The sequence below is a fragment of the Streptomyces sp. cg35 genome, from assembly GCF_050410835.1.
GTDB lineage: Bacteria > Actinomycetota > Actinomycetes > Streptomycetales > Streptomycetaceae > Streptomyces.
On sequence record NZ_CP191268.1, the window covers coordinates 3,499,972 to 3,512,900 of the forward strand.

Below are 12,929 nucleotides of genomic sequence, written 5' to 3' on the forward strand. Positions count from 1 at the left end.
GAGGGGTCGTCGACGCGGGGGCTGTCCACGCGGGGGCCGTCCACGAAGGCATCGTCCGCGGAGTCGGAGCCGGAGCCGGAGCCGGAGTCGGAGTCGGAGTCGGAGAGGGCGGGGGCAGGGCCCGGCTCGGTGGGGCGGGGGCAAGGGCAAGGGCAAGATCAGGGTCGGGATCAGGAACGCACCAACGCCCAGACCGTTTTGCCGTAGCGACCCCGGTGCCACACCCCCCACGCCTCGGCGAGCGCGTCGACCAGGTGCAGACCGCGTCCGTTCTCGTCGTTGGTCGTGCGAGGAGGTCTCATCTCGGGGTCGGCCGTCGACTCGTCGGACACCTCGATGAAGCACGAGCCGTCCGCCAGGACCGTCACCGCGATCTCGAACTCCCGCTCACGTGCCGGACCGTGCCGCACCGCGTTGGTCGCCAGCTCGGAGACGAGCAGGACGGCGGTGTCGAGCGCGTCGGCCGGTCCCGTGTGACCCCAGACAGCCAGGTGATCGCGCACGCGCAGCCGCGCCACCCCCACCGAGGCCGGGTGTCGGGGCAGTCTGAACGCACTGCGCCGCAACACACGTAGCCACCTCCCCCACCTTCATGAACACAGATTCGACACATGATGTAGCGCTACGGCCACTCTGTGTGTCACTGCGAACACTGTCCCCCCGCCGCAATCCGGTCAGATCCAGTCGAGTTCCCAGAGCCGGAACACACCGGTCCCGTCGGACAAATACTGGCCGCCCGTGATGTCCTCCGTGCCGAGCACGTACTCCTTGCGCTGCCACAGCGGCACGATCGGCACGTCACGGGCCACGAGCTCCTGCAGCCTGCGAAAGTCCTTAAGTGTGCGGCTGCGATCCTCGTACTGTTGACTCGCCATGATCAACTGGTCCACGGATTTGCTGCTGTACCCGTTGTGCATCCCGGAGCCGGTACGTACGAGCTGCGCGGTGAACGTGTCCGGATCCGGGAAGTCGGGCAGCCACCCCACCGCGTACGCGTCCAGCTTCCCCGCCGCGTACCGCTCCTGGAACTCCTCCCAGTCGTAGTACTTGGTCGTCACCTCGAACAGTTTCGACCGCTCCAACTGCCGCTCGATCTCCGCCGCCTCGGCCTTGGACGCGGCCCCGCGCGAGTACGCGAACTCGAACCTGACCGGCACCTTCACCCCGGCCCCGCGCAGCAACTCGCGCGCCCGCGCCGGGTCCGGCTTCGGATACGCGTCGAAGAACGCGGTCGTGTGCCCGGTGATGCCGCGCGGAACGAGGGAGAACAGCGAGTCGACCGTCCCCCGGTACGCCGACTCGACCAGTTCGTCCCGGTCGATCAACGACGCGAGCGCCTGCCGCACCCGTCGATCATGCAGCGGTTTGCCGTCGCGAACGTTCAGGACGAGGTTGCGGGTCTCCGCCCCGTCGACCTCCGTCAGCCGCTGATCGGGGTCGCTCGTGGACAGCGTCGCGAGGAGCGACGGCGGCAGCTGGCGCGCCGCGACATCGACGGCGTGCCGCTTCCAGGCCGTCTCCAGCGCGGCGGAGTCCTTGTAGTAGCGCAGGGTCGTGGGGTGGTCGGGGACCTTCGCGGCGCCCTTGTAACGGGAGTTGGGGACCAGCGCGGCCTGACTGCCGGGCTTGTACACCTTCAGCGTGTACGGGCCCGTGCCGTCCACGCCGCTGTCGCCCGCACTCGCGCTGCCGCCGGCGCGCAGCGTGTCCGCCGGGTAGACGTTGCGGTCGACGATGGAACCCGCGCCCGTGGCGACCTTGAACGGGAAGGTGGCATCGGGCGAGGAGAGGTGGAAAGTGACCGTGCGGCCGCGCGCCTCGACGGTGCGGAGCGTGTCGAACAGCGAGGACGGGCCGACCCGCGCGTGGATCTCCCTGACCCGGTCGAAGGAGTACTTCACATCCTGCGCGGTCATCGCCCGGCCACTGGGGAACCGGATGCCCGCGCGCACCTCGCAGCGGTACGTGCGCAGCCCCGCGTCCAGGAAGCGGCAGCCGCGCGCCGCGTCCGGCACGGGCGTGGTGCTGCCCGGCTCGAAGGTCAGCAGCGACTGGAACACATTGCTGTACAGCGCCCATGACCCCGCGTCGTACGCCCCCGCCGGATCGAGCGAGGTGATGACGTCCGTCGTGCCGACCGTGACCGTGCGCCCCGGGTCGTCCTTCTGCGGCAGCAGCTGCCAGCCGCCGACCCCCGCCGCGACGAGCACCATGAGCGTCGCGATGATCCGTATGCGAACCGTGCGCATTCGGCGTCCCTCCCCACGTCACTCCCCAGTGACGAAGGTCACTGAACCACAGGAGTTTGAGCCGTGGGAAGAGAGGTCCGTGAGGTATCCGAGGCGTGAGACGAGCCGTCGCGCGGCGCGGACCCGCCCCGGGTGGACCAGGGCGGGCACGGAGGGGTTCAGGCCTGCTTCGAGGCCAGCTCGACCACCGTGATGTCGGACGGCGCGCCCACCCGGACCGGCGGGCCCCAGGCGCCCGCGCCCCGGCTGACGTAGAGCTGGGTGTCGCCGTAACGCTCCAGGCCCGCGAGGGTCGGATTGGCCGCATCGGCGATGAAGTTCCCGGGCCACAACTGGCCGCCGTGGGTGTGCCCGGACAGCTGGAGATCCACGCCGTGCCGCACCGCCTCGTGGATCATCACCGGCTGGTGGGCGAGGAGGACGGCAGCGCGGGACCGGTCCCGGTCGCCGAGCGCCTTCGCGTAGTCGGGCCCCTCGCCGTAGTTCTCCCCGCTGATGTCGTTGACACCCGCGAGGTCAAAGGCGCCCATCTCGACGCGGGCGTTCTCCAGCGGGCGCAGACCGATCTCGCGGACGTGCGCGACCCACGGGTCCGCGCCGGAGAAGTACTCGTGGTTGCCGGTGACGAAGAACGTGCCGTGCCGGGCGCGGAGCCGGGCGAGCGGGGCGACCGCGGGAGCGAGGTCCTCCACGCTCCCGTCGACCAGGTCACCGACGACCGCGATCAGGTCGGGCTGCGTGGCGTTGATCGTGTCGACGACGCGCTCGGCGAAGCCCCGCCCGAGCACAGGGCCGAGGTGGATGTCGCTGACCACGGCGATCCTGAACCCATGGGCCGCGCGCGGAAGCCTGGCCAGCGGAACGGTCACCCGCTTCACCTTCGGCCCCCGCAACACCCCGTACGCACCATGGCCCACGATGCCCGCGGCGGCGACGATGGCGGCGACCCCGACAGTGCGGGCGAGGAGGAGACGGCGGGTGGGGGCGGTGTTCTGGGGTGCCGGGTCCTGGGATGAGGTCTCTTGGGGTGAGGTCTCTTGGGGTGGGGTCTCTTGGGGTGAGGTCTCTTGGGGTGAGGTCTCTTGGGGTGAGGTCTCTTGGGGTGAGATGGGTGCTGCGGGGTCTGCTGGGGCGGAGGCTCGGGTACTGGCCGTGGTCTCAGCGGGGGCGGCAGCGCCGGCAGCGCTGGCAGGGTCGACAGCGCTGCCAGGGGCTTCGGCAGCGGCCGGGCTCGGGACCGCCTTTCGGTCCAGCACCCGCCGCAGCAGCGGCCGCACGACCTCCCCCACCAGCAACGCGAGCACCAGATAGAGCGCGAACGCCATCCACAGGAACCCCGGCCACGCCAGGATCCGCTGCACCAGGAACGGCGCCCCGGCCCGCTCCGCGGCCACCGCCGCGAACATCAGCACCGGGCCCGCCACGAACACCACCGTGCCCACGCGTCTCGGCCACCCCGGCCCCGCCGTCGTGTCCCGCACGAGACGGCGCCACGCGTAGTAATGCAGCCCCGCGAGGGCCGCGAGCACGGCCAGGGCGATCAGCACAAAGACAACGACCATGACCCCGTACGCCCGTTCGCCCGTTCTGACTATGGATTCCGCCTACGGATTCCGCCTACGGATTCCGCTTATGAAGTCCGCCGCAGAGCACGTACTCCGCGGAACCCGATGCCTCCGACCACCGTCCCCAAGACAAAGGAGACGACGGCGAGCGTCAGGTGCACCCAGAAGTACGCCGTCGGATCCTCGGCGTCGTCGAAGGCGAGGCCGCTGCCGTCCTTCCACAGGTTCTTGACGAAAGTGATCCAGATGATCCAGCTCCACACCCCGAAGGCGAGCAGGAACCAGGAGACGGGGCGGCTGAGCTTCATGCGTTCAGTATCGCCAAGCGCCTTCACGCACCGCCGCCGGGGTGGGGCCGGAGAGACACAGAACACCTCGGCGGAGACTTACGGGCCGGGTACATGTACGTTCTCGACCGTGTCTGCCTCCCCTGCGTCGTACATGTCGTACGAGAAGAAGTCCACACAGTCCGCGCGCGCGACCGGCCCGCTGCGCTCCACGCTGCTCACGACTTCCGTGGTCCTGCTCACGGCCTCCGCTCTGTCCCTGACGGCCGCGCTCCCCGCGTCCGCCGCGGACAAGCCGGACAACAAGCCGACCAAGAGCGCCGCCAACAAGGCCGAGCCCCCGGCCGACATGTCGAAGATCGGCGGCCCCCTCCTCGGGAAGTCGGGCACCCAGGTGAATCTGGGGGCCGGCGCCCCCGTCCTGCCGAAGGACCTGACCGCCAAGTCCTGGATCGTCACGGACGCCGAGTCGGGCGACGTACTCGCCTCGCACAACGCGCACTGGAAACTGCCCCCCGCCAGCACCCTCAAGATGCTCTTCGCGGACACCCTCCTCCCCAAGTTCCCCAAGACCACGACACACAAGGTCGTCCCCTCCGACCTCGCCGGCATGGGCGCGGGCTCCAGCCTCGTCGGCGTCAAGGAGAACTTCACCTACACCGTCCACGACCTGTGGCTCGGCGTCTTCCTGCGCTCCGGCAACGACGCGGTGCACGTCCTGTCCGCGATGAACCACGGCGTCCCGCAGACCGTCAAGGACATGCAGGCCCACGCCCAGGAACTCCAGGCCTACGACACGAACGTCGTCAGCCCCGACGGATACGACGCCCCCGGCCAGCACTCCTCCGCCTACGACCTCACCCTCTTCGCCCGCTCCGGCCTGCAGAAGAGCGACTTCCGCGAGTACGCCGCCACGGCCACCGCCAAGTTCCCCATGAAGCAGAAGAAGGGGAAGACCACCGAACGCTTCGCGATCCAGAACACCAACCGCCTCCTCACCGGTGACGTGGGCCTCGACGCCTACAAGGGCATCGCGGGCGTCAAGAACGGCAACACCACCAACGCCGGCGCCACCTTCACCGGCGTCGCCGAACGCAACAACAGAGTCCTCCTCGTCACCGTCATGAACCCCGACTCGAAGGAGAGCCACGCGGTCTACAAGGAGACCGCCCGCCTCCTCGACTGGGGCTTCCAGGCCGACGGCAAGGTCACCCCCGTCGGCACGCTCGTCCCTCCGAAGAGCGCCGCCTCCCCCGGCTCCGACGCCTCCGGCGCGGCCAGCCCCCAGGGCGACGCCGGTCCCGCCAAGCCCGCCGCCCACGCCGCGGTCTCCACGAGCGGCTCCAGCGGCATGGGCATCGCCCTCGCCATCACCGGCGGCGTCCTGGTCGTCCTCGCCGCCGCGGCCTTCGCCGTCCGCAAGAAGTGGCCCCTCCGTACGAAGGGCTGAACCGCGACGCGGGCCGGCCCAACTGTCGCGGGCCGGCCGGAGCCGCAACGAGCTGAGCTTTCCTGCGCCGCCTCGTGCCGGACGGGGTTGAGCTGTCCTGCGATGCCCCGCGCCGGACGGGGCTGAGCTGTCCTGCGGCTACCCGAGCCGTCGGGCCGGGTCTGCGGCTGAGTCCCAGGCTGGGACTCCCCGCGTCGCCGATCCGGGGCTGCCGCCGAGCTGCCGGGCTGGGGCTACCCGAGCCGCAGAGACGGGGCTATCGCCGAGTTACCGGGCGAGGGTTGCCCGAGCCGCCGAGCCAGGGCTACCGCCGAATTGCCGGGCGGGGGCTGCCGCTGAGTCCCGCGGCGAGACTGCCCGAGCCGCCAAGCCAGGGCTACCCCGAGTCGCCGTGTCGGGGCTACCCGAGCCGCCGAGCCGGGGCTATCGCCGAGTTACCAGCAGGGGCTGCCCGACTGGATCCGCGCTCGCACCAGCTGCTCAGGCCTGTCAGCCCGATGCTCCCGGGGACGGTGCCCGTCCGCCGCCCCGCACCCCGGCGAGCAACCGGCGCAGCCCGTCAACTCCCCTTCCCAGAGGGCCTGTCAGCCTCGGCCACAGGCCCGGCATCCCCGCCCGCAGCCCCCGCGACAGTGGATCCACCCGCAATAGCCCCACCTGAAGCGGCTTCTCCGGCACCGACACCAGTCGACCCGTCGGCCCTGTCCGCCCCGACCTCACCAGACTCTGCATCCCCCTCCTCCTGCGCTTCCGCCGTGGCCCGCCCCGTCGCGGTCCACGCCGCACAGAACAGCAGCAGCTTCGCCGTGAAGTTGATCCACAGCAGCAACGCGACGGGCGTACCGAACGCCCCGTACATGCTCTTCGCCGCGACGCCTTTCATATAGCCGCCGAGCAGCAGCTTCAGCAGCTCGAACCCGGCCGCTCCGATCAACGCCGCCGTGATCAGGTCCCGCCGCGGCGGCTGCACCCCGGGCAGCAACGTCAGCACGTACAACAGCAACAGGAAGTCCGCCAGGACCGCGATCCCGAATGCCAGGGCCTGCAACAGCGCCCCGCCCCATCCCGCCCGGTCGAGTCCCAGCTGATCCGCGGTCCACCCCACCGCCGTGGACGCCACCGTCGACGCCACCAACGATGCGAGCCCCGCACCCCCGAGCCCCACCAGCACCCCGGCGTCCTTGAGCTTGCGCAGGACCGGGTTCTCCTCGGTGTCCGGCAGCTCCCACACGGTCCGCAGACAGTCCCGCATCGACCCGACCCACCCGACACCGGTGAACAGCAGCAACGCTCCGGCCACCAGCCCGACCGTGCCTGCATTGTCGATCAGCGCTCCGAGATCCAGCTGATCGGCGATCCCGGGAACCTGATCGCTGATCTTGGACTCGAGTGTCTTCTGCTGATCGGCGCCGAGCGTGCCGGCCGCGATCGCCGCCGCCACGGTGAGCAGCGGGAACAACGCCAGGAAGCTGATGAACGTCATCGCTGCCGCGAGCCGCGCCCACACCACCTCGTCGAGCCGTTCGTACGCCTGCCAGGCATGGGTGCGCATCAACCAAGCGACCAACGGCCCGACAACGGGTAGTTTCTTCAGCCAGTCCATGATCTCAGCCTGCCCTAGTTGACCGGTTCGACCGGTCTTGCTCCGACCGATCTCTCGCCGACCGACCTCCGACTCGGCCTCGCACCGAATACCAGAGTCCGGGTACCCCAGAACCGCAACACCGTGGCCAAGGCCATCCCCACCCCTGCGCCCGAGATCGTGTCCGCCCGAGGCGAGGTGAATCCCAACGCATAGTGGGACACCACGATGCACATCAGCTGGACCAGTGCCCCCGCCACGTTCACCGCGAAGAACACCCCGTACTGCCGCAGTCGCGACACCCCGGCCGCTCTCCTGCGGTACGTCCCCAGCGTGTTCCCCAGGTAGGCCACCGAGCAACCGGCCACGAACGACAATGCCTTCGCGGAGATCGGATCCAGCCCGACCGTCCCCCGCAGCCAGACGAACAGCCCCAGGTCGACGGCGTACGCGCACAACCCGGCCACCGCAAAACCCACCAACTCGGGCCCCAACTCCCTTACCCGCGCGCCCACTCCACGCCGAGCCCCCGCTGCTTCCCCCACGTCGCCTCCCGCTCCCTCGGCGCCTTCCGCCGCTCTTCCCGCGTCGCCCCTGCCCCTGCTTCTCACCAGTCCGCGACCGCGAGCCCGTACATCGCCAGCCACACGAGCCCGATCACCGCCAACGCGCGATCCCTCAACACCACGTCCTCCGGCTCACCCGCCGTGCCCCGGTCGGCGAACACCGCATATCTGAGGACCGCGAGAATGAACGCCACCATCGACAACTGCCGCCACGGCAACAGACTGCTGCGCGCGACACCCCCCTCCTCCATCGCCCATAGGCAGTACGCGAGCACGGCCACCCCCGCCGCCAGCTGCCAGACGAACCGCAGATATCCCGTCGTGTACTCGTTCAGGAGAGCCCGCGTGGCGCCCGCCTTGCCAGCCATCTGCACCGCCTCGGAGTACCGCTTGGCCGAGACCATGAACAGCGCGCCGAATCCCGTCGTGATCAGGAACCATCGCGAGAGCGGAATCCCGAGCGCCAGCCCGCCGATCATCGCCCGCATCAAGAAGCCGGTGGTCACCACGACCAGGTCGACGACCAAGACGTGCTTGAGGCTGACGCAGTACGCCAACTGCATGCCGACATAGGCGGTCAGCAGCGCCGCGGTCGCCGGATTGCACAGCACCGCCGCCGCAGCCGGCGCGAGCACGGCCAGCGTCCCCCCGACGGCATAGGCGACCGGTACGGGAACGAGCCCGGCCGCCACGGGCCGGTTCCGCTTCACCGGGTGCGCCCGATCCGCTTCGGCGTCCCGCGCGTCATTGATCAAGTACACCGCCGAGGCGGCCGCCGTGAACAGGATGAAGACAAGCGCCAGTTGAACCAGCGCATGCCGCGAGAACAACACTCCCGCCGCCGCAGGCGCGGCCACCACCAGGACGTTCTTCACCCACTGTCTGGGCCGCGCCGTCCGCAACAGCCCTGCGGGCAACCCGAGTGGTGTCACCGCCTTCGCCATCGACATCGGTTCGCGTGGCCGCTCCAGCACCGCCGTGGCAGCGCCGCCGCCCCGTGCCGACCCGACGAGCCGAGCTCCGCTCCCGCTCACCATCTCTTCCTCACCCCCTTGCCCTCGATGACCATCGAGCCCACCCCGTCCGTCCGGTCCGTCGCCGAGCACCCCGCGAACACCCAACTCGCCTGCCTCGCCTGCGCCGTCCACTCCCCCGCGCTGCTGTTCCGCCCTCTCCATGCGCTCTGTCACCGCACCTCACCCCCGTTCATCCAGCGCGCCCCCAGCCTCGCCGTCAGCGCACCCAAGACCGCTCCCGCCGCGACATCGGAGGGGTAGTGCACGCCGACAACCATCCGCGAGACACACATCGCAGCGGCCACGGGCGGCACCAGACGCGCGCCCACCGGCCTCAGCGCCCCGTAGGCGACGGCTGCGGCTGCCGCCGATGTCGCATGCGAGCTGGGGAACGAGTGCTTCCCCGCGGTCCGCACCAGTGGCTCGACGCCCGTCTCCGCGCTGGGCCTGGGCCTGCGCACCACCCGCTTCACCCCCATGCTGGCCAGATGGGCCCCAGCGGTGAGAGCCGTACCGCGCAGCCACGCTGTGCGCCGCTCACGGTCGACCGCAGCCCCGGCGAGGCCTGCGGCCAGCCACAACGCCCCGTGCTCACCGGCCCAGGACAGCGCACGCGCAGCCGTGGCAATGCGCCGGTCGGTGCCACAGTCGCGCAGTGCCGACAGCAGTCGGCGGTCCATGTCGTCCATGTGGCTCACTCTGAATGCCACAAGACGCACAGCTTGCGCAATTTAGCGTGAAACTCCCTCAATCACCCATTTCGGTGAGAGATCGCTATATTTGGTGCAAAGCCCCCTTTGTCGGGCGATACGGTCGCGCACATGGCTGCCGACCCTGTCTCCACCCCCACTTCCGTACCCACACCTGTCGCCGCCCCCTTGTCCGGCCCCACCTCCGCATCCGCACGCGAGTCCACGGCCACGACTGCGACTCCTCCGGCCTCACCCTCGAACTCGGCGCCAACTCCCGCTCCAGCACAGGAGTCCTCCGCATCTGCTGCCGGCTCCTCACCCAGTGCATCACCGCACCCGACTGCCCCGGGTTACGACACCGTGCCCGTCACCGGCTGGGGCCGCACGGCTCCCACGTCCGCGCATCTGGTTCGCCCCCGTTCCTACGAGGAGGCGGTGGCGGCGGTGCGGGAATGCGCTGCCCCCGGCCGCCGGGGCGGCATCGCCCGTGGCCTGGGACGGGCCTATGGCGACGCGGCACAGAACGCGGGCGGCGCCGTGCTGGACATGACCGGTCTGAACCGGATCCACGCCTTCGATGCCAACGGCGGCACCGTGCTGTGCGACGCGGGCGTCTCCCTGCATCGGCTGATGGAAGTCCTCCTTCCTCTCGGCTGGTTCGTCCCGGTGACCCCGGGCACGCGCTATGTCACGGTCGGCGGCGCGATCGGTGCCGACATCCACGGCAAGAACCACCACGTCTCCGGGTCCTTCGCCCGCCACGTCCTCGCGCTGGAACTCCTCACGGCCGACGGCGAAGTCCGTATGGTCGAGCGCGGCACCGAGCTCTTCGACGCCACGGCCGGCGGCATGGGACTGACAGGGATCATCCTCACGGCCACCGTCCAACTGCAGCGCGTCGAGACCTCGCTGATGTCCGTCGACACCGAACGCGCCGTGGATCTCGATGACTTGATGGCCCGCCTCACCGCCACCGATCACCGCTACCGCTACTCGGTCGCCTGGATCGATCTGCTGGCCCGTGGTGCCGCGATGGGCCGCTCAGTTCTCACCCGTGGAGACCACGCTCCCTTGGACGCGCTGCCCGTCCGCGCACGCCGGGCTCCGCTGGCCTTCCGCCCGGGCCGGCTGCCCTCCGCCCCTTCCTTCCTGCCCGAAGGCCTACTGGGCCGGACCACCGTCGGCCTCTTCAACGAGCTCTGGTATCGCAAAGCGCCTCGCTCCCGCGTCGGCGAGATTCAGAAACTGTCGACGTTCTTCCACCCCCTCGACGGTGTCCCGCACTGGAACCGCATTTATGGCCGCAGCGGCTTCGTGCAGTACCAATTCGTCGTCGGATATGGGAAGGAAGAAGCGCTGCGCCGGATTGTGCAGCGCATCTCGGAGCGCGGCTGCCCGTCCTTCCTGGCCGTGCTCAAGCGCTTCGGTGAAGGGGATCCCGGCTGGCTGTCCTTTCCCATGCCGGGCTGGACCCTGGCGCTCGACATCCCCGCGAACCTTCCGGAACTCGGCGCGTTCCTCGATGAACTCGATGAGGAGGTGGCCGCTGCCGACGGGCGCATCTACCTCGCCAAAGACTCCCGACTGCGCCCCGAACTCCTCTCCACCATGTATCCGCAGCTGGAGGAATTCCGCTCCCTGCGGGCGCGATTGGACCCGCGAGGCGTATTCCGCTCGGATCTTTCGCGGCGGCTGGATCTCTGAGCGCTCAGAAGCAACACGGGCCGCTCCCCCTATCCACACGCGAGCGCGTCGGCGCGGCTCTCCGCTCCATTCCGTCATTCGGACCGCTTGCGCTTCGCTCGACTCACCCACTCGCACCGTCGTTTCCCCCTTTGCTCCGTTCCCTGCGCGGCTCTCCGCGCCCTCGTCACTTTTGATACACCGCTCGAGCCGACCGGGTTCCCGATCTCGATCCCCGATTTCCGTATCCGGCACCCGGCACCCGGCACCCGGCACCTGATCGGCTCACTCCCGCCCGGCACACCGCCAACCAGCCCCGCCCCATTGGAGTTCGGTTTTCATGAAGGACGCTTTCGGCGCCCCCCAGTCCCTGCTCATCCTCGGCGGCACGTCCGAGATCGCGCTCGCGACAGCGCGCCGGCTCGTCGCCCGGCGCACTCGCACGGTGTGGCTCGCGGGCCGGCCGTCCCCTGCGCTCGACAGTGCTGCGAAGCAGCTGCGCGACATGGGTGCCGACGCCCGCACCGTCCCCTTCGACGCCCTGGACTCGGAGTCCCACGAGGAGACTCTCGGCAAGGTCTTCGCCGACGGCGACATCGACATGGTGCTGCTGGCTTTCGGAGTTCTCGGCGACCAGGCCCGCGACGAGGGCGAGCCGATGTCGGCGGTACGCGTCGCCCAGACCAACTACACCGGCGCCGTCTCGGCCGGCCTGGTCTGTGCTCGGGCGTTGCAGGCGCAGGGCCATGGTTCGTTGGTCGTGCTGTCGTCGGTCGCGGGCGAGCGGGCCCGCCGCGCCAATTTCATCTACGGGTCGAGCAAGGCGGGTCTCGACGCCTTCGCGCAGGGGCTGGGTGACGCGCTGCACGGCACGGGGGTCCACGTCATGGTGGTGCGCCCCGGATTTGTACGGTCGAAGATGACGGCGGGCCTGGCCGAAGCTCCGCTGGCCACGACTCCGGAGGCCGTGGCCCAGGCCATCGAGACAGGGCTGCGGCGCAGGTCGGAGATGGTGTGGGTGCCGGGGACGCTGCGGGTGGTCATGTCGGCGCTGCGCCACGTGCCGAGGCCGGTGTTCCGCAGGCTCCCGGTCTGACGCTCCCGCGCGGGACGCGCTGAGCGGTGCAGTTCCGGTGAGACCTGCGTCGGGAGGCGGTGCTCCCTGAGATCAAGGTCGGTGCCGCCGCCTGACGCGGTGGCCGGGCCCGATCAGCGCGCGGGCAGACGGCGTCCGCGCGTCGAGCGGTCCGGTGCCTGGGCAGGGAGCTTGGGCTTACCGAACGTGAAGTCCCGCAGCTTCCGCCAGATGCCGTCCGCACCCTGCTCGTAGAGAGCGAAGCCGTTGCACGGCCACGCCGCTTCGTAGTCGGCGAGTTCGTCGAAGGCTTGGTCCATCGCCTCCTCGGCGATGCCGTGCGCCACGGTGACATGCGGGTGGTACGGGAACTGCAGCTCACGCGCGACGGGCCCTGACGCGTCGCGCACCTGCTTCTGCAGCCAGGTGCAGGCCTCCGCGCCCTCGACGACCTGCACGAACACAACGGGTGACAGCGGACGGAACGTTCCCGTCCCCGAGAGGCGCATCGCGAAGGGACGGCCGGAGCCCGCGACCTCCGTCAGGTGCACCTCGATCGCCGGCAGGTCCCCTGCTTCCACCTCGGTGGGCGGAAGCAGGGTGATGTGCGTGGGAATGCCGTGCGCCGCGGGGTCACCGAAGCCCGCACGCCGCTCCTGGAGCAGGCTGCCATGAGGCTCCGGGACCGCGATCGAAACACCGATCGTTACGGTCCCCACGTCATACTCCTGTCGTCGTGTGGTGGGCGTGCGGGCGCGAGGTGC

General features: G+C 70.0%; 12 protein-coding genes. 3 read left to right on the forward strand and 9 right to left on the reverse strand.

The genetic code is table 11. The annotated features are described in order from the left end of the window. Window positions 1-170 precede the first annotated feature (170 nt). The 4 genes from ACQUQD_RS15950 to ACQUQD_RS15965 form a co-directional block, all read right to left on the reverse strand. Window positions 171-569, reverse strand: a complete 399-nt coding sequence (locus ACQUQD_RS15950) for an ATP-binding protein (protein WP_428952741.1) — start codon at window positions 567-569, stop codon at window positions 171-173. A 105-nt stretch (window positions 570-674) separates the two neighbouring features. Beyond that, window positions 675-2,249, reverse strand: coding sequence for an ABC transporter substrate-binding protein (locus tag ACQUQD_RS15955; protein WP_428952742.1), 1,575 nt, complete (start codon window positions 2,247-2,249; stop codon window positions 675-677). Between the two features lie 158 nt (window positions 2,250-2,407). Then, the gene (locus ACQUQD_RS15960; RefSeq protein WP_428952743.1) at window positions 2,408-3,811 is read right to left on the reverse strand and encodes a metallophosphoesterase; all 1,404 of its coding nucleotides are present in this window, start codon (window positions 3,809-3,811) and stop codon (window positions 2,408-2,410) included. A gap of 68 nt (window positions 3,812-3,879) precedes the next feature. After that, entirely contained in the window at window positions 3,880-4,122 is a 243-nt protein-coding gene (locus tag ACQUQD_RS15965; protein ID WP_428952744.1) for an SCO4848 family membrane protein, read from the reverse strand. Between the two features lie 133 nt (window positions 4,123-4,255). Between ACQUQD_RS15965 and ACQUQD_RS15970 the strand changes: the two genes are divergently transcribed. Continuing rightward, the gene (locus ACQUQD_RS15970; protein ID WP_428957573.1) at window positions 4,256-5,551 is read left to right on the forward strand and encodes a D-alanyl-D-alanine carboxypeptidase family protein; all 1,296 of its coding nucleotides are present in this window, start codon (window positions 4,256-4,258) and stop codon (window positions 5,549-5,551) included. Between the two features lie 559 nt (window positions 5,552-6,110). On the opposite strand, the gene ACQUQD_RS15975 is transcribed toward ACQUQD_RS15970, so the two are convergent. The 4 genes from ACQUQD_RS15975 to ACQUQD_RS15990 all read right to left on the reverse strand — a co-directional run bounded on the left by ACQUQD_RS15975 (window position 6,111) and on the right by ACQUQD_RS15990 (window position 9,404). Then, window positions 6,111-7,154, reverse strand: a complete 1,044-nt coding sequence (locus ACQUQD_RS15975) for a YihY/virulence factor BrkB family protein (protein WP_428952745.1) — start codon at window positions 7,152-7,154, stop codon at window positions 6,111-6,113. A gap of 14 nt (window positions 7,155-7,168) precedes the next feature. Continuing rightward, window positions 7,169-7,648, reverse strand: a complete 480-nt coding sequence (locus ACQUQD_RS15980; RefSeq protein ID WP_428952746.1) for a GtrA family protein — start codon at window positions 7,646-7,648, stop codon at window positions 7,169-7,171. A gap of 92 nt (window positions 7,649-7,740) precedes the next feature. After that, window positions 7,741-8,736 carry a decaprenyl-phosphate phosphoribosyltransferase gene (locus ACQUQD_RS15985; protein WP_428957574.1) on the reverse strand — a complete coding sequence of 332 codons (996 nt, stop codon included), beginning with the start codon at window positions 8,734-8,736 and terminating at the stop codon, window positions 7,741-7,743. Window positions 8,737-8,885: 149 nt separating this feature from the next. Next, complete coding sequence (locus ACQUQD_RS15990; RefSeq protein ID WP_428952747.1) at window positions 8,886-9,404, reverse strand: phosphatase PAP2 family protein; 519 nt, start codon at window positions 9,402-9,404, stop codon at window positions 8,886-8,888. A gap of 363 nt (window positions 9,405-9,767) precedes the next feature. On the opposite strand from ACQUQD_RS15990, the gene ACQUQD_RS15995 reads away from it, so the two are divergent. Next, window positions 9,768-11,111 (forward strand): FAD-binding protein, encoded by a 1,344-nt coding sequence (locus ACQUQD_RS15995; RefSeq protein WP_428952748.1) that lies wholly within the window; start codon window positions 9,768-9,770, stop codon window positions 11,109-11,111. 319 nt (window positions 11,112-11,430) lie between these two features. Further along, window positions 11,431-12,186 carry a decaprenylphospho-beta-D-erythro-pentofuranosid-2-ulose 2-reductase gene (locus ACQUQD_RS16000; RefSeq protein WP_428952749.1) on the forward strand — a complete coding sequence of 252 codons (756 nt, stop codon included), beginning with the start codon at window positions 11,431-11,433 and terminating at the stop codon, window positions 12,184-12,186. Between the two features lie 113 nt (window positions 12,187-12,299). Here ACQUQD_RS16000 and ACQUQD_RS16005 read toward each other — a convergent pair whose 3' ends face one another. Beyond that, a complete protein-coding gene (locus tag ACQUQD_RS16005; RefSeq protein WP_428952750.1) occupies window positions 12,300-12,884 on the reverse strand; it encodes a 2'-5' RNA ligase family protein in 585 nt (194 codons plus the stop codon). Window positions 12,885-12,929: the final 45 nt, after the last annotated feature.

What these genes read in the sequence shown, in the direction of transcription:
- ACQUQD_RS15975 (WP_428952745.1), bottom strand. Translation starts at nt 7,154, where the DNA reads ATGGACTGGCTGAAGAAACTACCCGTTGTCGGGCCGTTGGTCGCTTGG.
- ACQUQD_RS15955 (WP_428952742.1), bottom strand. Translation starts at nt 2,249, where the DNA reads ATGCGCACGGTTCGCATACGGATCATCGCGACGCTCATGGTGCTCGTC.
- ACQUQD_RS15970 (WP_428957573.1), top strand. Translation starts at nt 4,256, where the DNA reads ATGTCGTACGAGAAGAAGTCCACACAGTCCGCGCGCGCGACCGGCCCG.
- ACQUQD_RS16000 (WP_428952749.1), top strand. Translation starts at nt 11,431, where the DNA reads ATGAAGGACGCTTTCGGCGCCCCCCAGTCCCTGCTCATCCTCGGCGGC.
- ACQUQD_RS15985 (WP_428957574.1), bottom strand. Translation starts at nt 8,736, where the DNA reads ATGGTGAGCGGGAGCGGAGCTCGGCTCGTCGGGTCGGCACGGGGCGGC.
- ACQUQD_RS15965 (WP_428952744.1), bottom strand. Translation starts at nt 4,122, where the DNA reads ATGAAGCTCAGCCGCCCCGTCTCCTGGTTCCTGCTCGCCTTCGGGGTG.
- ACQUQD_RS15990 (WP_428952747.1), bottom strand. Translation starts at nt 9,404, where the DNA reads ATGGACGACATGGACCGCCGACTGCTGTCGGCACTGCGCGACTGTGGC.
- ACQUQD_RS15960 (WP_428952743.1), bottom strand. Translation starts at nt 3,811, where the DNA reads ATGGTCGTTGTCTTTGTGCTGATCGCCCTGGCCGTGCTCGCGGCCCTC.